The sequence below is a fragment of the Streptomyces sp. NPDC045431 genome, from assembly GCF_040646655.1.
GTDB lineage: Bacteria > Actinomycetota > Actinomycetes > Streptomycetales > Streptomycetaceae > Streptomyces.
The window spans coordinates 178,783-198,340 of record NZ_JBEZAQ010000001.1; the positions used below are offsets into that span (position 1 = coordinate 178,783).

A 19,558-nucleotide genomic window follows, 5' to 3' on the forward strand; every position below is an offset into this window, starting at 1 on the left:
ATGAGCGCTCGTAATCCAGAAACCGAAACCACCCACAGGGCCGGTTTCGCCTGCTTCGTCGGCCGTCCCAACGCGGGCAAGTCCACCCTCACGAACGCTCTGGTCGGACAGAAGGTGGCGATCACCTCCAACCGGCCGCAGACCACCCGCCACACCGTGCGCGGCATCGTGCACCGCCCGGACGCGCAGCTGGTCCTGGTCGACACCCCGGGGCTGCACAAGCCGCGCACCCTGCTGGGCGAGCGGCTCAACGACGTCGTCCGCACCACCTGGGCCGAGGTCGACGTCATCGGCTTCTGCCTCCCGGCGAACGAGAAGCTCGGCCCCGGCGACCGGTTCATCGCCAAGGAGCTCGCCGAGATCAAGAAGACCCCGAAGGTGGCGATCGTCACCAAGACGGACCTGGTCGACTCCAAGACGCTCGCCGAGCAGCTCATCGCGATCGACCGGCTCGGCGCGGAGCTGGGCATGGAGTGGCAGGAGATCATCCCGGTGTCGGCGGTCGGCGGCAAGCAGGTCCAGCTCGTGGCCGACCTGCTGGTCCCGCTGCTGCCCGAGTCCCCGCCGCTCTACCCCGAGGGTGACCTCACGGACGAGCCGGAGCAGGTCATGGTGGCCGAGCTGATCCGCGAGGCCGCGCTGGAAGGCGTACGGGACGAGCTGCCGCACTCCATCGCGGTCGTCGTCGAGGAGATGATCCCGCGCGAGAACCGCCCGGCGGACAAGCCGCTGCTGGACATCCACGCCAACGTCTACATCGAGCGCCCCAGCCAGAAGGGCATCATCATCGGCCCCAAGGGCCAGCGCCTGAAGGAAGTCGGCACCAAGTCCCGCAAGCACATCGAGGCGCTGCTCGGTACGCCGGTCTTCCTCGACCTGCACGTGAAGGTCGCCAAGGACTGGCAGCGCGACCCCAAGCAGCTCCGCAAGCTCGGCTTCTGACGTAAGAAGACCACAGCAGACGGCCGAGGGGCCCGGCCGGGCGGGTGAGACCCCCGTCCACACCCGCCCGGCCGGGTGTCATGGGGCGATGCGCGGCGCGTTCAGCGTCGTCCCGCCCGTCCCGCCCGTCCCCGCCGGTCGCGACGTCCTGGTCGCGTCGATCACCGTCGCCACCCCCGCCGCCACGATGCGCGCCCAGGCGCGGTAGCCCGTCGGCGAGGGGTGGAAGCGGTCCCGGGAGATCCAGTCGCCGGGGACGTGCGGCGGGCCGCCCGACGGCAGGTGGACGACGTGCGGAGCACGGCGGGCCACCACGCGCAGCTGGCGGTCGAGCAGCCGTACGTAAACACCCAGCGGCGCCCGGAGCGCGCGGGGCAGCGCCGCCAGCCGGTCCGTGTCCGGCAGCCCCACCAGGACCACCGGCACCTCGCCGTCGAGCCGCAGCCCGATGTCCCGCACCAGCCGCAGGACGTCCGCGCGGAAGGCACGCGGGCGCCGCCGCCGCAGGGCGTCGTTCATCCCGGCGGTGACCACGATCAGGTCGGGCGACCAGCGGCGGGTGGGCTCGGTGAGCCGGTTCAGCAGGTCCCGCCGTACGGTTCGGACCGTCGCGCCCGACCTCGCCGCGACCCGCCAGTCCACGCCCCGCCCGGTCAACGCGGTCACCGCCGTGGCCAGGTGACCCGCCAGCGCCTCGCTGTGCCGGGCCGCGCCCACGCCCGCCGCGGTGGAGTCGCCCAGTACCAGCAGCCGCAGGGCGGGGCCGGTGCCGTGTGTCGTACCGCTGTCGCCCTCCGCCTCCGGCAGCCGGACCACCCGTGTGCGCAGCACCCGCTTCGTCAGCAGCACGCCGTACCCCCCGTCGCTCGCCATAACAGTGTTATACCCATAACAGCGTTATGCTGCTGCCGTGTCAACACCCGCATCAGGCGAGGCGGGAGAGTCCATCCGCCGCCGACTTCTCGACGAAGCCGCCCGCGTCCTCGCCGAACAGGGGCCCGCCGCCCTCAGCGCCCGCCGGCTCGTCAAGGCCGTCGGTGCCTCGACCATGGCCGTCTACACCCACTTCGGGTCCATGCCGGAACTCGTCCGCGCCCTGATGCGCGAGGGTTACGACCGCTTCCGCGCCCGCGCCGAAGCCCTCGTCATGAACCCCGCCGACCCGGTGGCCGACATCGCCGCCCTCTGCCGCTGCTACCAGGACTTCGCCGCCGCCGAACCGCACGTCTACGCCGTGCTCTTCGGCGGCTCCGAGCTCGCCGGCTTCGAGCTGACCGACGACGACCGCCGCATGGGCGTGTCCATGCTCCGCTTCCCGCGCGACGCCATCCGCCGCGCCGTCGCCGCCGGGCGCTTCCGCGCCGACGCGGACCCCGACCTCCTGGTCCGCCAGCTCTTCACCCAGATGCACGGCATCGCCCACCTCACCCGCGCGGGCTACCTCATGGGCGGCTACACCCCGGACCAGATCCTCACCGGCGCCCTGCGCGACTTCGCCGTGGCCGCCGGGGACCGCCCGGAAGCCGCGCGGAGCTCCGTCGCGACCGGACTCAGGCGCCTTCCCTGAGCACCCGGCTCACCAGCTCGCGCTGCGCGTCCGACAGGTGCGGGTCCGCGCAGCGCACCGTACGGCCGTCCACGCTGATCTCGTACTGGAAGCCGTCCGGCACCCCGGACGGCGGCGTCCCCCGGTCCGTGGCCAGTGCGGCCTCTGCCAGGGTGTGCCATTCGGCAGCGTCGCGGCGGACCGAGGTGTCCACCTCGGCCCGCCGCTCGATGCCCGCGAAACCGCCCGTGCGTGTGACCCGAATCCGCATGGGCCCTGTCTACTCCGTCGGCACCCCCACCGTCGACCAGGCCTTGGTCACCGCGTCGTGCTCCGCGCCCCCCGCGCCGTACCGCGCGCTCGCCGCGGCCACCGTCAGTTTGGCGAAGTCCGCGAACTCCGCGTCCACCGCCAGCTCGCCGCCGGTCAGCACGTCGTACCAGATCCGCCCGGCCCGCTCCCAGGGGTTGCCGCCGAGCCGGGTGGCGACCAGGTAGAAGGCGTGGTTCGGGATGCCGGAGTTGATGTGGACGCCGCCGTTGTCGGAACCCGTGTGCACGTAGTCGTCCATCGTCGCGGGCTGCGGGTCCTTGCCGAGGACGTCGTCGTCGTACGCCGTGCCGGGCGCCTTCATCGAACGCAGCGCCACGCCCTCGACGTCCGGGGCCAACAGCCCCGCCCCGATGAGCCAGTCCGCCTGCTCGGCCGTCTGCTTGAGCGCGTACTGCTTGACCAGCGAGCCGAAGACGTCCGACATCGACTCGTTGAGGGCGCCCGGCTGGCCGAAGTACGCCAAGTTCGCCGTGTACTGCGTGACGCCGTGCGCCAGCTCGTGGCCGATGACGTCCACCGCGAGGGTGAAGTCGAGGAAGATCCGGCCGTCGCCGTCGCCGAAGACCATCTGCTCGCCGTTCCAGAAGGCGTTGTTGTAGTCCCGGCTGTAGTGGACCGTCGCGTCCAGCGGCAGGCCCGACCCGTTGATCGAGTCGCGCTCGTACGCGTCCCGGAACAGCTCGAAGGTCGCGCCGAGACCGGCGTACGCGCGGTTGACGGTCGCGTCACCCGTCGGCTGCTGGCCCTCTGCGCGCACCTTCTTGCCCGGCAGCGCGGTCTTGTGCTCGGCGTCGTAGATCGTGCGCCGCGGTTTGCCGGCGGGCGCGTCGGCCGCCCGGGGTACGGCGGCGGCCCCGGTGACCGTGGTCAGGCGGCGCGCGGTGCGGTTGGCGGCGTCCGTGACGAGGGTGCGGCGGGCGGCCGCGGCGATCAGCGGGTCGGCGGAGCGGCTCAGCCGGTCCAGCAGGTGCGGCGGGACGACCGAGCAGAACGCCGGTGAGCAGCGGGTGAAGGGATCGGAGGTGCGCGTGGCAGGTGCGGTGGTCATGTTCCGCAATGTCGCAGTGCGTCACGCGCCTGTCACGGGGTGCGACGGCGATTCCTGAAAAGGAGTGATTCCTCACGCTTCCGTGATTACCGCGCGGAATCCCGCATACTGAAACAGACCCCCCGCCCACCGTGCCCCTCGGCTAGGCTGCTTCGCATCATGCGTTTCGGGCTGCTTCTCCTTAGCTGCCGCGGCGAGGGCCTGTAGTCGTAGGCCGACCCCCTCCCCGCGGAGTCTGGTGCTGCGTTCGACCCTGTCGGCCTCCCCCATAGCCCTTCGGACATGGGGGACCCCCAGATCAGGACACCCCAGGAGCCCTACGCAATGTCCCAGTCCCAGTGGATCGGCCGTCCCACGCCCATCACCAACGCGACGCACACCCAGAAGGCGTCCGGGATGCCCATCCACAAGTACCGCCCGTACGACGCCGTCGACATCCCCGACCGCACCTGGCCGGACCAGCGCATCACCAAGGCCCCGCGCTGGCTGTCGACCGACCTGCGGGACGGCAACCAGGCGCTGATCGACCCGATGTCCCCCGCCCGCAAGCGGGAGATGTTCGACCTGCTCGTGCGCATGGGCTACAAGGAGATCGAGGTCGGCTTCCCGTCCTCCGGCGAGACCGACTTCGCGTTCGTACGCTCCATCATCGAAGAGGGCGCGATCCCCGAGGACGTGACGATCTCCGTCCTGACGCAGGCGCGTGAAGACCTGATCGAGCGGACCGTCGAGTCACTGCGCGGCGCCCACCGCGCCACCGTGCACCTGTACAACGCCACCGCGCCCGTCTTCCGCCGGGTCGTCTTCCGCGGTTCCAAGGAGGACGTCAAGCGGATCGCGGTCGACGGCACCCGGCTGGTGATGGAGTACGCCGACAAGATCCTGGGCGACGAGACCACCTTCGGCTACCAGTACAGCCCGGAGATCTTCACCGACACCGAGCTGGACTTCGCCCTGGAGGTCTGCGAGGCGGTCATGGACGTCTGGCAGCCCGAGGAGGGCCGTGAGATCATCCTGAACCTGCCCGCCACGGTGGAGCGCTCCACGCCCTCCACGCACGCGGACCGGTTCGAGTGGATGTCGCGCAACCTGTCGCGCCGCGAGTTCGTCTGCCTCTCCGTCCACCCGCACAACGACCGCGGTACGGCGGTGGCGGCGGCCGAGCTGGCCATCATGGCGGGCGCCGACCGCATCGAGGGCTGCCTGTTCGGGCAGGGCGAGCGCACCGGCAACGTCGACCTGGTCACCCTGGGCATGAACCTGTTCTCGCAGGGTGTCGACCCGCAGATCGACTTCTCGCAGATCGACGAGGTGCGCCGCACCTCCGAGTACTGCAACCAGATGGAGGTCCACCCCCGCCACCCCTACGCGGGCGACCTGGTCTACACCGCCTTCTCCGGCTCCCACCAGGACGCCATCAAGAAGGGCTTCGACGCGATGGAGGCCACCGCCGCCGCGGCCGGCAAGACCGTCGACGAGATCGAGTGGGCCGTGCCGTACCTGCCGATCGACCCCAAGGACGTCGGCCGGTCGTACGAGGCGGTCATCCGCGTCAACTCGCAGTCCGGCAAGGGCGGCATCGCGTACGTCCTGAAGAACGACCACAAGCTGGACCTGCCGCGCCGCATGCAGATCGAGTTCTCGAAGATCATCCAGGCGAAGACCGACGCCGAGGGCGGCGAGGTCACGCCGAAGGACATCTGGGCCGTCTTCCAGGACGAGTACCTGCCCAACGCGGACGACGCCGCCGCTCGCTGGGGCCGCATCCAGCTGCGCTCCGGCCAGACCACGACCGACAAGGACGGCACGGACACGCTGACCGTCGAGGCGGTCGTCGACGGCCAGGACGTCGTCCTGACCGGTTCCGGCAACGGTCCGATCTCGGCCTTCTTCGACGCGCTGCAGTCCATCGGCATCGACGTACGACTGCTGGACTACCAGGAGCACACGATGAGCGAGGGCGCCTCCGCGCAGGCCGCCTCGTACATCGAATGCGCCATTGACGGCAAGGTCCTGTGGGGTATCGGCATCGACGCCAACACCACCCGCGCCTCGCTGAAGGCGGTCATCTCGGCCGTCAACCGCGCCGCGCGCTGACCCCCGCACCCTTCCGTACGCCGAACCCCGCCCGCCGACAGCGGGCGGGGTTCGGCCATGTCCGGTGGCGTTCTCTGGACGAGGTACTGACGCGGCATCACCGATGTGGCTAACATCACGCCCACGCGGCAAGGTGGCCGAGGCTAGATGGAGGTGCGACGTGCTGCCAGCACGAGGATCACGCGGCCGGAAATTGCGCATCTGCTCCATCTCCACCACGTGGAACACCATCGGTGACGGCGAGTTCTTCTGCCCCGGCTGCGGCGGCGACCGCAACTACCGGCGCCGCACAGGCCGCCGCCGGTTCACTCTTTTCGGTGTTCCGCTGCTGCCGCGGGGCATCGCCGGGCCCGTCGTCGAGTGCGCGGCCTGCCACGCGCACTTCGGCCTGGACGCCCTCGACCACCCGACGACCGCCCGCTTCTCGGCGATGCTGCGCGACGCCGTCCACACCGTCGCCCTCGCCGTCCTCGCGGCGGGCGGCGTCTCATCCCGTACGGTCCTGCAGACCGCCGTCTCCACGGTCCGCGCCGCCGGGTACGAGGACTGCACCGCCGACAGCCTCACCTCGCTCATCGAGGCCCTCGAAGCCGACACGGGCCGCTTCGTGACCGACACCGACGGCCCCTGCGGCGCCGCACTCGCCATCGAGCTCCACGAGGCGCTGGAGCCGCTCACCCCGCACCTCGCCCCGGCGGGCCGCGAGTCGATCCTGCTCCAGGGGGCGCGGATCGCGCTCGCGGACGGCGCGTACACCCAGGCCGAGCGCGAGGTGCTGACGACCGTCGGCAGCGCGCTGCGGCTGTGCGCGGACGACACCGCCCGCCTGATGGAGGCGGCGCGGGCGCCGTTCTAGGCACCCCCTAGGCTCTCGGGGGCGCGTCAGCTCGGCGCATGCGCGGATCGGACGAAGTGGTCCTCCGCGTCTTCCATTTCGCTGCTCGTCAGTTTCATCAAGGCCTCGTACTTTTCGCAGCCCAGGTAATACGCGCCCGTGTCATGGGAAAAGAAGAACCGGCCGGTCTCATCCATGAGAATGGTCGCCCCATCGTATGTGTCGTAACCGATGGGGAAGAGCCTGGTGCCCAGCTCTCCCGCCAGTTCGTCGATCTCCTCGGCGTCTCCCTTGAAGACGAGGTGCGGGGTGAACACCACGCGATTCTCCGGCGCCGTGTCGATGACGGCTCTGAGGAACGCATGCTCCCGGATGAAGGCGAGAGCGGGCATGGAGGGCTGGATGTCCACGCCGTAGGTCCGGTACCGCTCGACCACCGTCGCGATCGCCTCGGCCGCCTGTTCCCCGACGTCGCGGCCCGGGTGCCAGCCCGCCTCCCTCAGCCACGCGTCGACCTCTTGCGGTGTGGAGAGTATCGGCATCGTTGCTCTCGCTCCCTGTGTGTGCCGTTGCGGTGATCAACGGATGCACGGTTTACGGGATTCCCCGCAGGCCTTTACGGGATTCCTCGCCGCCGCCCTTTCCGCCGCCCGCCCCTTCCGCCGCCATCCCTTTCCGTCGCCGGCCCTGTCCGCAGGGAAGTCGGCGCACGTAGGATGATCAACATGTCTTCGGTTCTCCGGCGTACGGCCGCGCTCGCCGTCCTCGTCGCGCTGCTCCCCGCCGCCCTGTCGGGATGCACGGCCGACAAACAGCCCCGGCCCCCTGCGGGGGCGGGAGAGGGGAAACCGGCTGCCGGGCAGCCGAAGGGACTCGGCGACATCATCGTCGCGGGCCGGGCCGTCACGGGGGCGAAGCCGACCGGGCTGGAGAAGGCGCCCTATCAGCGCACGTACACCGACGGGGAGTTGTACGCCGCCGTCACCGGGTACCGGTCGACGACCTACGCGCAGAACGGTCTGGAAGCGGTCTACGAGGACGTCCTCGGGCCGGCCGCCCGTCACGGTGGACGCGCGCCCGGCGATGTGGTGACGACCATCGACCCGGCGCTGCAGAAGGCCGCCGCCGACGGGCTGGGCGGGCGCAAGGGCGCCGCGGTCGCCCTGGACGTGAAGAGCGGCAGGATTGAGGCCCTGGTCAGTGCTCCGTCCTTCGATCCCGCCACCTTCAGCGGGAACATGCCCGAGGACGCCGAGGCGTGGGAGGAGCTGGAGAGCGACGAGGACGATCCGAAGCTCAACCGCGCGCTGCGACAGGCGGTGGCACCGGGCGACACCTTCCACCTCGTCGTCGCGGCGGCGGCCGTCGAGCAGGACCTCTACAGCTCCGTGGACGCCCCGACCCGCAGCCCCCTCACCCCCGGCGTCCCCGCCCGCTGCGAGAGCGCGTCGCTGCGGACCGCCCTGCGGTTCTCCTGCGACAACGTCTTCGCCCGCATCGCGACCGACCTGGGCGAGGGCACCCTGGCCCAGGCCGCCGAGGCGTTCGGCTTCAACGACGACCGCCTCGACGTGCCCGTGCGGGCCGTCACGAGCACCTACCCGCGCGGTGCGGACGGTGAGGCGGACCTCGCGGCGACCGGCAACGGACTCGGCGGAGTGACCGCCACGCCGGTGCAGATGGCGACGGTCATGGCGGTCCTCGCCGGAGGAGGCGGTCAGGTCCGTCCGACGATGGTCGACCACGTGGTCCGGGCGGACGGGAGCATCCAACGGCCCGCAGCCGAAGGCGCCCCGGGCCGGGTCGTCGCACAGGCCACCGCCGACCAGCTGCGCTCGGCGCTGGGGCCCTCGGCGTCCCGGACGGCGTGGGTCGCGGCGGCGGCGGACGACGGAGACGGGGACGGGGCCGGGGCGGCCGCGTGGTCCGTGTCGTACGCCCGCACCGGTGAGGGCGGCCTCCTGGCGATCGCCGTGTGCGTCGAGGGCTCCGACGGCGCGGCGCCGGCCGTGCGCGTCGCCGAGCGGCTGAGCCGGGCCGCCGCGGCGCGCACGGGTTCCTGAGGGGTCCGCCGCCCGCGCGCCGGGCCGATTTCGGCGTGTCGCCTCCCCGCCGGGCACGGGACTGACAGACGCTGGACGGATGCTGCTACTGGGACGGTCGCAGGTCGAGGCGCTGCTCGACATGGACGCGCTGATCGACAGGCTCGCCCCGGCGATGGTGGACCTCAGCGCGGGGCGGGCCTCGGTGCCCGACCGGGTGGCGGCCGTCGTGCCCGAGCAGGACGCCTTCCTCGCCGCCATGCCGGGGTTCGTGCCGTCGGCCGGAATCCTGCTGAGCAAGCTGGTGTCGGTGTTCCCGCACAACACCGGGAGAGCGGCGGGGAGGGCCGGGAAGGCAGGCAGGGCCGGGGCCGGAGGTGCAGGCGGTGCGGGCGGTGCCGGAGGTGCAGGCGGTGCGGGCGGTGCCGGGGGTGCAGGCGGTGTCGCCGGGAAGCCGCTGCCGACGCACCAGGCGCTGATCGTGGTCTTCGACCCGGCGACCGGCGAGCCGACCGCTCTGCTGGACGGGACCGCCATCACCGCCGCGCGCACGGCCGCCGGTTCGGCGCTGTCGGCGCGGCTGCTGGCGCGGGACGACGCGGCGGTCCTCGCGCTCCTCGGCACCGGAGTGCAGGCGCGTACCCACGCCCGGGCCATGTGCAGGGTGCGGCCGGTCCGGGAGATCCGGGTGGCCGGGCGGGACCCGGTACGGGCCGGGGTGCTGGCCGAGGAGCTGTCGGCGGAGCTCGGCGTGGACGTCGTCGCCGCGCCCCACTACGCCGCCGCGCTCGACGGCGCGGACCTCGTCGTCGCCGCCACCCACCCCGTCGACCCGGTGGTACGCCGGGAATGGCTCACCCCCGGCGTGCACATCGCGTCCGTCGGGTTCAGCCGGGCCGGCCGCGAGGTCGACGACGCCACCGTCGCCGACGCGCTCGTCTGCGTCGAGTCGCGGCGGGCCGCGCTGGCGCCGTTCCCCGCCGGGAGCAACGACCTGCTCTACCCGATCCGGGACGGTGTCATCACCCCGGACCACATCCACGCCGAGCTCGGCGAGCTGGTCGAGGGCAGCAGGCCGGGACGTACGTCGGCCGACCAGATCACCCTCTACAAGTCGGTCGGCGTCGCCGTCCAGGACGCGGTGGCCGCGGCACTCGTGGTGGACGCGGCGCGGGAGCGGTCGGTCGGGGACCGGATCGACCTGGGCTGAAGCCCGGTCTGCCGGCCGGTTTTCGTCGTTGCGACGGGTGAGAGTGTGCCGGTACGTTGACGCGGTGACTGCCGGGTCGGCCATGGGCCACACACGAGTAGGGCACCCGGCCTCCGCGTGACGCCGGGGCGGGGCAGATCCCCGCCGTCTCTGTGTTCCTCCTCCGCGTACCCATGCGTCTTCTCCGGAGCAGAAAGCAGAGACCACACTCTTGCCCAACGATTTCAACCAGCCCGTCATCGACGAGTTCCGGGCCAACCACGGCCGCGTCGGCGGGATGTTCGAGGGAGCCCGGCTCCTCCTGCTGACCACGACCGGCGCCCGGTCCGGCAAGCCCCACACCACCCCCGTCGGCTACTACCCCGACGGCGACGGCCGCGTCCTGGTCATCGCCTCGGCCGGCGGCTCCCCCCGGCACCCCGCCTGGTACCACAACCTTCTGGCCAACCCCCGTGTGACCGTCGAGAGCGGCGTCTTCACGTACGAGGCCGACGCCACCGTCCTGACGGGTGACGCACGCGACCGGGCCTTCGCCCGCGCCGTGGAGGCCGACGCCGGGTGGGCCGACTACCAGGCCAGGACGGAACGGGTCATCCCCGTCGTCGCCCTCGATGAGGTCCCCGGCCCGCCGAACATCAACGCGACGTCCCTCGGGGAGGCCATCAAGGTCGTCCACGACGCGTTCCGGCGGGAACTGGGCCTCATCCGCAAGGAGATGGCGGAATCCGGGACCGCCGGCGGCCTCGGCACCCAGCTGCGCGTCAACTGCCTCACCCTCTGCCAGGGGCTGCACAACCACCACACCGGGGAGGACACGATGCTCTTCCCGATGCTCGCCGACCGTCATGCGGACCTCGCGCCGGTGATGGACCGGCTGAAGCGGGAGCACGAGCGGATCGCCGTGCTGCTCGCCGCGTTGCGGGACGCCGTCTCCGACGAGGAGGCGGACGGGCCCGGGGTCCTCGCGGAGGTCGAGCGGCTCATCGAGGAACTGGAGGAGCACCTCCGGTACGAGGAGGAGCAGCTGATTCCGCTGCTGGAGGCGTGAACAGGGCGGTGGCCCGGGTCCCCGCGGACCCGGGCCACCGCCCTGCGGCACGTACGGCCTACTCGGCGCTCGCGCGCAGCATGCCCTCGCGCTCGACGATCTTCACGCGCTCACGGCCCTCGGCCTCGCCCAGCGCGCGCTCGGCGGCGTCCAGCCGGTACCAGCCCTCCCACGTCGTGTACTCGACGCCCTTGCCGCGCAGGAAGTCCACGACGGCGTCCTCGCCCGGCGCCTCCGGGGTGAGCAGGCGGCCCTCGCGGTGGTCCTCCAGCAGGTTGGCGACCGTCTCGTTGGCGTCGCCCTTGGTGTGGCCGATGAGGCCGATGGGGCCGCGGCGGATCCAGCCGGTGACGTACGTCGACGGCATCGGCGCGTCGCCCTGGACGACGCGGCCGCCCTCGTCCGGGACGGTGCCGGAGACGGCGTCCCACGGCAGCTTGGGCAGCTCGTCGGAGAGGTAGCCGACCGCGCGGTAGACCGCCTGGACGTCCCAGGTGGTGAACTCGCCCGTGCCCTTCACGTTGCCCGTGCCGTCCAGCTCCGTGCGCTCGGTGCGCAGGCCGGTGACCTTGCCGTCCTCGCCGACGATCTCGGTCGGTGACTCGAAGAAGTGCAGGAACAGCTTGTGCGGCCGGTCGCCGATGTCGCGGATCGCCCAGTTCTCCAGCGTCTTGGCGACCATGTCGACCTGCTTGTTGGAGCGCCGGGCCTCGATCGAGCCGCCGTCGTAGTCGATGTCCTCGGGGTTGACGATGACCTCGATGTTCGGGGAGTGGTCCAGCTCCCGCAGCTCCATGGGGCTGAACTTCGCCTGCGCCGGGCCGCGGCGCCCGAAGACGTGGATCTCCTTGGCGCGGTTGGCCTTGAGGCCGTCGTAGACGTTCGGCGGGATCTCGGTCGGGAGCAGCTCGTCGGCGGTCTTGGCGAGGATGCGCGCCACGTCCAGCGCCACGTTGCCCACGCCGAGGACCGCGACCTTCTCGGCCTCCAGCGGCCAGGTGCGCGGCACGTCCGGGTGGCCGTCGTACCAGGAGACGAAGTCGGCGGCGCCGTACGAGCCGTCGAGCCCGACGCCCGGGATGGCCAGCTCGCGGTCCGCCGTGGCGCCGGTCGAGAAGACCACCGCGTCGTAGAAGGCGCGCAGGTCGTCCAGGGTGATGTCGGAGGGGTAGTCGACGTTGCCGAAGAGACGTATCTGCGGCTTGTCGAGCACCTGGTGGAGGGCGGTGATGATGCCCTTGATCCGCGGGTGGTCCGGGGCGACGCCGTACCGGATCAGGCCGAACGGCGCCGGCATCCGCTCGAAGAGGTCGATGGAGACGCCCGGGTCGGTGGCGGCCTCGGACTTCAGCAGCGCGTCCGCGGCGTAGATACCGGCGGGGCCGGCGCCGACGATCGCGACCCGCAGGGGGCGAGGCATGAGGATTCCCTTCGAGCGGTGGGTGGTCTGAGCTGTGGCTTCGTGACACCACTGCTCACCGCACTCTAAGTAAGGCTCACCTCACCTCGGTACCCGCCCCCCGCCTATGACCCCATAAGGCTGCCTTATGGGGCCTCTCGCCTCCGTGCATGAATCGCGCCACGCTGGAGGTATGAACGGTGGAGCGGGCTGGGGCACCAGACTGATGAACAGCTCCATCACCGGGATGTCCCCGTGGATGCTCTTCTCGCTGCTGGCCGGCCCCGGCCGTTACGTCCTGGCCGCCGCGCTCGCCGCCGCGGTGGCGCTCGCGCTCGTCCTCGTACGGCAACGGCCCGCCTTCCTCGAAGTGGCCGGTCTCGTCCTCTTCGCCGCCCTCACGGTCATCGGCATGATCGTCCTGCCGCCCACGCTGCGCTGGCTGGAGACGTACGCGGACGAGTTCGCCAACCTCACCCTCGTCGCCCTCGCGGCCGGCTCGCTCGCGGTGCGGGCGCCGCTGACGACTCCGTACGCGCGCCGGAAAGTGCCCCGGGAGTTCTGGCGCACGCCGGACTTCCTGCGCATCAACGTCGTCCTCACGGCGGCGTGGGGCCTCGCCTTCCTGGTCGCGGCCCTCGCGGGCGGGGTCGGCGACCTGCTGCTGCACAACCCCGAGAACCTGTGGACCGGCTGGATCGTCCAGCTCGCGGCGCTCGTCACCGCCGCGCGCTTCACCGAGTGGTACCCCGCGTTGGTGCGCGCCCGCCTCGCCCCCGCGACCGAGCCGAGGCCGCGCGTGTCGAGCCTGCTGATGCCCTTCGTGGGGCTGCTGATCCCGATGGGCGTGCTCGTGCTGGTCTTCGGCGCGGCGCCGAGGTGGTTCGCGGTCGCGCTGATGGTGATCGGGGTGGTGCTGGCGCGGGCGCTCAGGGCGGAGGTCGTGATCGAGGAGCGGGAGGGTGAGCGGCACGAGCTGAGGTAGCGCGGGCCAACGCGCGGCGAGCGAGGGTCAGGCCGAGAGCGCCTGCCGCTCCTCGCCTTCGCCCTCGTCGCCGTACGCGCACGCCACCACCAGCTCGTCCAGGGACAGCCCCAGCGCTCTCGCCAGCGCCGCCACGGTGAAGAAGGAGGGTGTCGGCGCCCGGCCCGTCTCGATCTTCCGCAGCGTCTCCGCGGACACCCCGGCCGCTGCCGCGATCTCCACCATGCTGCGGTCGCCGCGCGCCTCGCGCAGCAGCGCGCCGAACCGCTCTCCGCGCTGCCGTTCCCACGGGGTCAAGGGAGTTCTCACCATGCCCGTGATACTAATACCGGTATAAGAATGGGGAGAGGGGACACCGGAACATGGTCGAGATCAAGAGCGACGCGGCCCTGGACGCGATGCGGGAGGCCGGGCGCGTCGTGGCGCACGCCCTCGCCGCCGTACGGGAAGCGGCGGACATCGGGGTGTGCCTGCGGGAACTGGACGAGGCGGCCCGCGCGGTCCTCGCCGAGGCCGGCGCCCGCTCGCCCTTCCTCGGCTACCAGCCGTCCTTCGCGCCCACGCCGTTCCCGGCGGTCATCTGTACGTCGGTCAACGACGCCGTCGTCCACGGCGTGCCCACCGACTACCGCCTGCGCGACGGCGACCTCGTCAGCGTCGACTGCGGCGCGGTCCTCGACGGCTGGACCGGCGACGCCGCGATCAGCTTCACCGTCGGCACGCCCCGCCCCGCCGACGTGGCCCTCATCGACGCCACCCGGCGCGCCCTCGACGCCGGTATCGCCGCGGCCGTCCCGGGCAACCGCGTCGGCGACATCGGCCACGCCATCGGCGCCGTCGCCCGCGCGGCCCGCTGCGGCATGCCCGCGGACTTCGGCGGCCACGGCATCGGCCGCACCATGCACGAGGACCCGCACGTCCCCAACCGGGGCCGCCCGGGCCGCGGCTTCCCGCTGCGCCACGGCCTGGTCCTCGCCATCGAGCCGATGCTCATGGCCGGAGGCGGCGACGACTACCGCACCGGCGAGGACGGCTGGACCCTCCACACGACGGACGGCAGCCGCGCGGCGCACATCGAACACACGGTCGCCATCACGGACGCGGGGCCGCGCGTCCTGACCCTGCCCTAGGGAGTGTCCGCAAAGTAGCGTCGTCCGCCCGCCGGGCAGACGGGACTTTGCGGGCACTCCCTAGGTCGCGTACTGCCGCGAACTACTCGATCAAAGCGGCGAAGGTCCCGGTTCGGGCAGCCAGTCGCGCGCCGGGTCGTACTCCAGCCATCGGCTTCGCCCGGCTTGCGCCGCGCAGGCGGCGGTGAGGTCGCGCAGCCCCGGGTGCCCGTTGCCGGTGCGCCACAGCAGCGACCAGGCGTACAGCGGCGTGGGGCTCACCAGGGGGACGGAGCGCACCCCGGGGACGTCCGGCAGGGGCACGTCGGCGGGCAGCAGCGAGAAGCGCCGCGGCCCTTCCGCCACCTCGGCGAGGAAGTGGGCGAGGCCCAGGTTGACGCTCGTGGCGCTGGTCCGGATGCCGAACCGGTTGGCGAACCGGCGGAGGAAGTCGAGCCGGTCCAGCTCCCCGGGTGCCCACAGCACGCTGCCGCTCAGCTGGTCGGGCCGCAGCGCTGGTTCGGCCGCGAGCGGATGGTCCGCGCCGAGTACGGCGTCCACCGGCTCGAGGCGGACGAGGCGGTGCGCCAGCCCGGGGTGCAGCGGGGGGTGGACCCGGCCGAAGGCCGCGTCGATGTCGCCGTGCAGCAGTGCCGCCGTCACCGACCGCAGATCCCGCCCGTGCCCCAACACCAGCTCTCCGGCCCGTCCGGCGACCTGGGCCAGCGTCCGCATCGGCGCGTAGAGGTGCCCCCAGACGTCCACATGCAGCGGACGGTCCTTCCCGACCGCCGCCGCGACCGCGGCGTCGGCCGCGGCCAAGGCCTGCCGGGCCGGTGAGAGGAAACGCTGTCCGGCATCGGTGAGGCGTACCCCGGTGCCGCCGCGCAGGAACAGCGCGGTGCCGAGCAGGGACTCCAGACGCGCGACCCTCTTGGACAGCGCCTGCTGCGAGAGGGCGAGCGTCCCCGCCGCCCGCCCGAAATGCAGTTCCTCGGCGGCGCGCACGAAGGCACGTACCTGCGCCAGGTCGAGATCCATGGCCCTCACCATAGGCGACAACCGGAAGTTGTCGGCCTCGCCTGGTCGTTGTTGGATCGCGGGGCAGCCGCGGAGGTTGCATGCTCGGCATGCAGAGACTGATTCCCACGGGGGAAGCGGCGCGTCCGGTCGCCTTCGCCCAGGTCCCCCAGCCCATCCCGGAGCCCGGTGAGGCACTGGTCAAGGTGGAGGCGTTCGCACCGAACCGGGGGGAGACGTTCCTCCTCGAACGCCCTCGGCCGGGGCTGCTGCCCGGCAAGGACATCGCGGGACTCGTCGTCCAGGCGGCAGCCGACGGCTCGGGCCCCGGCATCGGCACCCGCGTGGTCGGGCATCCGGCGCAGGGCGGCTGGGCCGAGTACGCGGCCGTGCCCACGCACTCCCTCGCGGTGCTCCCGGACGGCATCGAAAGCTCACGCGCGGCAGCCCTGCCCCTCGCCGGGATCACCGCTCTGCGGCTGCTGCGTACGGCCGGTTCGCTGGCCGGCAGGCGCGTGCTGCTGACCGGCGCCTCGGGCGGGGTCGGCCACTACGTCACCGAGCTGGCCGTCGGGGCCGGAGCCGAGCTGACCGCGGTGACGGCCACGCCGGTGCGCGGCGAACGACTCGTGGAGCTGGGCGCGGAGGTGGTGCACGGGGTGGCGGCGGCACAAGGGCCGTTCGATGTGGTGCTGGAGTCCACGGGCGGGCCGGACCTCCCGGTGGCCCTCGCGAAGGTGCGCCCGGGCGGCACGCTCGTCTGGTTCGGCCAGGCGAGCCGTACCCCGGTGACCCTCGACTTCTTCCAGCTGCTCGGCGGGCCCGAACGCGTCACGATCCAGCACTTCCACTACGCCGGCGCTCCCTACGCCCCCGACCTCGCGGCACTGGTGCGCCTGGTGGAGCGCGACCGGCTGCACCCGGAGATCGGCCGGATCGCCGACTGGACGGAGACCGCCGACGTACTGGTCGACCTGCGGGAGCGCCGGATACGCGGCAAGGCCGTCCTGCTGACGGGAGGAACACGGTGAAGGCCCCCGAGTTCGCCGCCGCCCAGTGGTCACGTGCCACCGGCGCGGGCGTCGACCCCCACGAGTACCGGCGCGTCACCGACGGCCTCGGCTCCGTCGCCGACTGGGGGCCGGCCTTCGTCCGCACCGGACACGCCTACCTCCGGCGCGCCGAGAACGCCGGATCACCCGCCTCCGCGGGGGAGCACCTCCTGACGGCGGCCCGCTGGTTCCACCTCGCCACGCTGGCACCGTACGCGGAGGCGGGCCGTGCCGCCGCCGAGGCGGACCGGGCCCTGAGCCGGGCGCTCAACGCGCTGGAGCCCACCGCGCGGCGCGTGAGCGGTGAGGGGTTCACCGGGTGGTTGCGCGGGCCCTCCGACGCCCCCGGCACCGTGGTCGTCGTCCCCGGCCTGGACTCGGCCAAGGAGGAGTTCCTCGGGCTGGTGTCCGCGCTGCTGGCCAGGGGCCTGGCGGTGTTCGCGATGGACGGCCCCGGGCAGGGCGTGCTCGCGGCCACCACCACCCTCAGGCCGGACTACGAGCAGGTCGTCGGCCGGGTCATCGACGCCCTCGGCGTCGCACGCATCGGACTCGTCGGCCTCAGCCTGGGCGGCTATTTCGCGGCCCGGACCTCGGCGCTGGAGCCGCGCGTTGCGGCGGTCGCGACCGTCAGCGGCCCCTTCCAGCTGGACTGGGAGCAACTGCCCCCGCCCGTACGGGACATCATGGCCCGGCGCGCCGGAGGGGCCGATGCCGCCCGCGACTTCGCCCGCCAGGTCGCCCTCGCCGCCCTGGCGCCGCGCATCGCGGCCCCGCTCCTTGTCGTGGACGGAGGCGAGGATGTCATTCCCGGCGTGACGAACGGCGAGGCCCTGGCCCGTCTGGCGCCGCGCGGTACATACCTGTCCGTCCCCCACGGTGACCACCTCCTCGGCAACGCACGGCCCGACTGGCTGCCGCACCTCACGGACCACCTCACCGACCACCTCACGCACACCCTGAGGGGAGCACCGGCATGAACCGCTTCACCGGGAAGACCGTCCTCATCCCCGGTGGCACCAGCGGCATGGGCCTGGCGACCGCACACCGCCTCCTCGCCGAAGGCGCCCACGTCGTCGTCACCGGCCGCACCCGCGCCCGGGTGGACGCCGCCGTCCGGCAGCTCGGCCCCCGCGCCTCGGGGGTCGTCGCCGACACCGCGGACCTGGGCGCCTGTACTCGGCGACCAAGGCCGCCGTGCACAACCTGGCCCGGACCCTCGCCGCCGCGCTCGCCCCACGCGGCATCCGCGTCAACTCCATCAGCCCCGGGTACATCGACACCCCGATGTACCCCTACGCCGCACTGAGCGCGACGGAGGCAGCGGCGCTGACGGGCAGGATCGTCGCGGGCCGCTTCGGACGTCCGGAGGAGGTCGCGGCGGCCGTGGCCTTCCTCGCCTCGTCCGACGCGTCCCACGTCAACGGCCAGGACCTGGTCGTCGACGGCGGCCTGGTCGGCGCCGTACCCGCCTGACGCCCTGGCATTGGCCATGGATTAACTCCCCCGGAGGGGTGGGCCTTTGCCTCGAGCCCGCTTCTGCCGATGTAACGGATGGGCCGTCACCGCGAGGGCAGAAAGCGGGAAATAGACGGGGAAAGGACGGGGTTGGCGATGGAAGAAGTGAAGCGGCCGTCGATGGTGGGAACCGAGACCGCCGGGGCCATGGAAACGGCCATGGAAACGGCTGTGGGACCGGCCATGGGACCGGCCATGGAGACGGCTGTGGAATCGGCCGTGGAGGCGGTGGCCGAATCGCGCGCGGCACGAAGCGGCGTACCGGCGGACCGCCGCGATGTCGGGGGAAGGGATCCGGGAATGAGCGTGCCCGTGGGGTCGTACGTCGTGGAGATCAGTACGGGGCGTGTGGGGCGTGTGATGGGGCACGCGGGCCCGTGCCTCCAGCTGAGACCGTACGGGGGCGGACGTGAGTGGGAGTGTCCCCCGGAGGAGGTGCGGCCCGCGACGGACGCGGAGCGGCTCAGCGCGGCGACCGCGTACGCGAACGCCCGCAGCCGCGGCGAGGTGCCGTGACCCCGCCGGTGTGACCGGCCGCCCATGAGGCCCGCCCCCGGGCCCCGGTCCGGGTTCGGCCCCGGGCCCGGCGCCCCGCCGCGTACGGGACAATGACTCCATGACCCTGTTCCGCGACGACGGCATCGTGCTGCGCACCCAGAAGCTGGGCGAGGCGGATCGCATCATCACGATCCTCACGCGCGGCCACGGACGCGTGCGCGCCGTCGCGCGCGGCGTACGGCGGACGAAGTCCAAGTTCGGGGCGCGGCTGGAGCCCTTCAGCCACGTGGACGTGCAGTTCTTCGCGCGGGGCAGTGAGCTCGTCGGCCGCGGGCTGCCGCTGTGTACGCAGAGTGAGACGATCGCCCCGTACGGCAGCGGCATCGTCACCGACTACGCCCGCTACACCGCCGGGACGGCCATGCTGGAGACCGCCGAGCGGTTCACGGACCACGAGGGCGAGCCCGCCGTGCAGCAGTACCTGCTGCTCATCGGCGGGCTGCGGACCCTCTCGCGCGGCGAGCACGCGCCGAACCTGATCCTCGACGCCTTCCTGCTCCGCTCCCTCGCCGTCAACGGCTACGCGCCGTCGTTCGAGGACTGCGCCCGGTGCGGACTCCCCGGGCCGAACCGATTCTTCTCGGTCGCCGCGGGCGGGGTCATCTGCGGCGACTGCCGGGTCCCCGGCAGCGTCGTACCCTCTGCGGAGGCCGTGGGCCTGCTCAGCGCGCTGCTGACCGGCGACTGGGAGACGGCGGACGCGTGCGAGCCGCGCCACGTCAGGGAGGGGAGCGGACTGGTGTCCGCGTATCTGCACTGGCATCTGGAGCGGGGGCTGCGCTCCCTCCGGTACGTGGAGAAGTGACAAGAGGAAGT

At 72.4% G+C, this 19,558-nt stretch carries 22 protein-coding genes; 15 read left to right on the forward strand and 7 right to left on the reverse strand.

The annotated features are described in order from the left end of the window. Nucleotides 1-942, forward strand: coding sequence for a GTPase Era (era, locus tag AB0A69_RS00730; RefSeq protein WP_361413698.1), 942 nt, complete (start codon nucleotides 1-3; stop codon nucleotides 940-942). Between the two features lie 78 nt (nucleotides 943-1,020). Here era and AB0A69_RS00735 read toward each other — a convergent pair whose 3' ends face one another. Then, complete coding sequence (locus AB0A69_RS00735; RefSeq protein WP_361413701.1) at nucleotides 1,021-1,815, reverse strand: SGNH/GDSL hydrolase family protein; 795 nt, start codon at nucleotides 1,813-1,815, stop codon at nucleotides 1,021-1,023. A gap of 37 nt (nucleotides 1,816-1,852) precedes the next feature. Here AB0A69_RS00735 and AB0A69_RS00740 point away from each other — a divergent pair, with 37 nt between their 5' ends. Further along, nucleotides 1,853-2,509 carry a TetR/AcrR family transcriptional regulator gene (locus tag AB0A69_RS00740; RefSeq protein ID WP_361413703.1) on the forward strand — a complete coding sequence of 219 codons (657 nt, stop codon included), beginning with the start codon at nucleotides 1,853-1,855 and terminating at the stop codon, nucleotides 2,507-2,509. Here AB0A69_RS00740 and AB0A69_RS00745 read toward each other — a convergent pair. Together AB0A69_RS00745 and AB0A69_RS00750 are read right to left on the reverse strand one after the other, a co-directional pair. Then, nucleotides 2,493-2,759, reverse strand: a complete 267-nt coding sequence (locus AB0A69_RS00745) for a protealysin inhibitor emfourin (protein ID WP_361413706.1) — start codon at nucleotides 2,757-2,759, stop codon at nucleotides 2,493-2,495. The genes AB0A69_RS00740 and AB0A69_RS00745 overlap by 17 nt on opposite strands. 9 nt (nucleotides 2,760-2,768) lie before the next feature. Continuing rightward, nucleotides 2,769-3,869 (reverse strand): M4 family metallopeptidase, encoded by a 1,101-nt coding sequence (locus tag AB0A69_RS00750; RefSeq protein WP_361413709.1) that lies wholly within the window; start codon nucleotides 3,867-3,869, stop codon nucleotides 2,769-2,771. 324 nt (nucleotides 3,870-4,193) lie between these two features. Here AB0A69_RS00750 and leuA point away from each other — a divergent pair, with 324 nt between their 5' ends. Then, nucleotides 4,194-5,966 carry a 2-isopropylmalate synthase gene (leuA, locus tag AB0A69_RS00755; RefSeq protein ID WP_361413712.1) on the forward strand — a complete coding sequence of 591 codons (1,773 nt, stop codon included), beginning with the start codon at nucleotides 4,194-4,196 and terminating at the stop codon, nucleotides 5,964-5,966. Between the two features lie 160 nt (nucleotides 5,967-6,126). Beyond that, nucleotides 6,127-6,822: a TerB family tellurite resistance protein gene (locus AB0A69_RS00760; RefSeq protein ID WP_361413715.1), complete on the forward strand. Its 696-nt coding sequence runs from the start codon at nucleotides 6,127-6,129 to the stop codon at nucleotides 6,820-6,822. Nucleotides 6,823-6,848: 26 nt separating this feature from the next. Here the strand turns inward: AB0A69_RS00760 and AB0A69_RS00765 are convergent, their stop codons facing one another. Further along, nucleotides 6,849-7,343, reverse strand: coding sequence for an SUKH-3 domain-containing protein (locus tag AB0A69_RS00765; protein WP_361413717.1), 495 nt, complete (start codon nucleotides 7,341-7,343; stop codon nucleotides 6,849-6,851). Nucleotides 7,344-7,526: 183 nt separating this feature from the next. Between AB0A69_RS00765 and AB0A69_RS00770 the strand changes: the two genes are divergently transcribed. The 3 genes from AB0A69_RS00770 to AB0A69_RS00780 all read left to right on the forward strand — a co-directional run bounded on the left by AB0A69_RS00770 (nucleotide 7,527) and on the right by AB0A69_RS00780 (nucleotide 11,101). Continuing rightward, nucleotides 7,527-8,864, forward strand: a complete 1,338-nt coding sequence (locus AB0A69_RS00770) for a penicillin-binding transpeptidase domain-containing protein (protein WP_361413720.1) — start codon at nucleotides 7,527-7,529, stop codon at nucleotides 8,862-8,864. Nucleotides 8,865-8,943: 79 nt separating this feature from the next. Further along, entirely contained in the window at nucleotides 8,944-10,053 is a 1,110-nt protein-coding gene (locus tag AB0A69_RS00775; protein ID WP_361413723.1) for an ornithine cyclodeaminase family protein, read from the forward strand. 211 nt (nucleotides 10,054-10,264) lie between these two features. Further along, the gene (locus AB0A69_RS00780; RefSeq protein ID WP_361413726.1) at nucleotides 10,265-11,101 is read left to right on the forward strand and encodes a nitroreductase/quinone reductase family protein; all 837 of its coding nucleotides are present in this window, start codon (nucleotides 10,265-10,267) and stop codon (nucleotides 11,099-11,101) included. Nucleotides 11,102-11,159: 58 nt separating this feature from the next. Here the strand turns inward: AB0A69_RS00780 and AB0A69_RS00785 are convergent, their stop codons facing one another. Further along, nucleotides 11,160-12,521: an FAD-dependent oxidoreductase gene (locus AB0A69_RS00785; protein WP_361413729.1), complete on the reverse strand. Its 1,362-nt coding sequence runs from the start codon at nucleotides 12,519-12,521 to the stop codon at nucleotides 11,160-11,162. 172 nt (nucleotides 12,522-12,693) lie between these two features. Here AB0A69_RS00785 and AB0A69_RS00790 point away from each other — a divergent pair, with 172 nt between their 5' ends. Then, on the forward strand, nucleotides 12,694-13,485 hold the full coding sequence (locus AB0A69_RS00790; protein WP_361413732.1) for a hypothetical protein: 792 nt from the start codon (nucleotides 12,694-12,696) through the stop codon (nucleotides 13,483-13,485). Nucleotides 13,486-13,512: 27 nt separating this feature from the next. On the opposite strand, the gene AB0A69_RS00795 is transcribed toward AB0A69_RS00790, so the two are convergent. Next, on the reverse strand, nucleotides 13,513-13,797 hold the full coding sequence (locus tag AB0A69_RS00795; protein ID WP_361413735.1) for a helix-turn-helix transcriptional regulator: 285 nt from the start codon (nucleotides 13,795-13,797) through the stop codon (nucleotides 13,513-13,515). Nucleotides 13,798-13,847: 50 nt separating this feature from the next. Here AB0A69_RS00795 and map point away from each other — a divergent pair, with 50 nt between their 5' ends. Beyond that, entirely contained in the window at nucleotides 13,848-14,615 is a 768-nt protein-coding gene (map, locus tag AB0A69_RS00800) for a type I methionyl aminopeptidase (RefSeq protein WP_361413739.1), read from the forward strand. A 90-nt stretch (nucleotides 14,616-14,705) separates the two neighbouring features. Here the strand turns inward: map and AB0A69_RS00805 are convergent, their stop codons facing one another. Then, on the reverse strand, nucleotides 14,706-15,635 hold the full coding sequence (locus tag AB0A69_RS00805) for a LysR family transcriptional regulator (RefSeq protein WP_361413741.1): 930 nt from the start codon (nucleotides 15,633-15,635) through the stop codon (nucleotides 14,706-14,708). Nucleotides 15,636-15,724: 89 nt separating this feature from the next. Between AB0A69_RS00805 and AB0A69_RS00810 the strand changes: the two genes are divergently transcribed. The 6 genes from AB0A69_RS00810 to recO all read left to right on the forward strand — a co-directional run bounded on the left by AB0A69_RS00810 (nucleotide 15,725) and on the right by recO (nucleotide 19,547). Beyond that, entirely contained in the window at nucleotides 15,725-16,645 is a 921-nt protein-coding gene (locus tag AB0A69_RS00810) for a zinc-binding dehydrogenase (protein WP_361413744.1), read from the forward strand. Then, entirely contained in the window at nucleotides 16,642-17,646 is a 1,005-nt protein-coding gene (locus AB0A69_RS00815; RefSeq protein ID WP_361413747.1) for an alpha/beta hydrolase, read from the forward strand. The genes AB0A69_RS00810 and AB0A69_RS00815 overlap by 4 nt, the downstream gene beginning before the upstream one ends. 47 nt (nucleotides 17,647-17,693) lie before the next feature. Next, nucleotides 17,694-17,975: a hypothetical protein gene (locus tag AB0A69_RS00820; protein ID WP_361415124.1), complete on the forward strand. Its 282-nt coding sequence runs from the start codon at nucleotides 17,694-17,696 to the stop codon at nucleotides 17,973-17,975. Continuing rightward, the gene (locus AB0A69_RS00825; protein WP_361413750.1) at nucleotides 17,864-18,142 is read left to right on the forward strand and encodes an SDR family oxidoreductase; all 279 of its coding nucleotides are present in this window, start codon (nucleotides 17,864-17,866) and stop codon (nucleotides 18,140-18,142) included. The genes AB0A69_RS00820 and AB0A69_RS00825 overlap by 112 nt, the downstream gene beginning before the upstream one ends. 342 nt (nucleotides 18,143-18,484) lie before the next feature. Further along, entirely contained in the window at nucleotides 18,485-18,700 is a 216-nt protein-coding gene (locus tag AB0A69_RS00830) for a hypothetical protein (RefSeq protein WP_361413752.1), read from the forward strand. 100 nt (nucleotides 18,701-18,800) lie between these two features. Further along, nucleotides 18,801-19,547 (forward strand): DNA repair protein RecO, encoded by a 747-nt coding sequence (gene recO, locus AB0A69_RS00835; RefSeq protein ID WP_361413756.1) that lies wholly within the window; start codon nucleotides 18,801-18,803, stop codon nucleotides 19,545-19,547. Nucleotides 19,548-19,558: the final 11 nt, after the last annotated feature.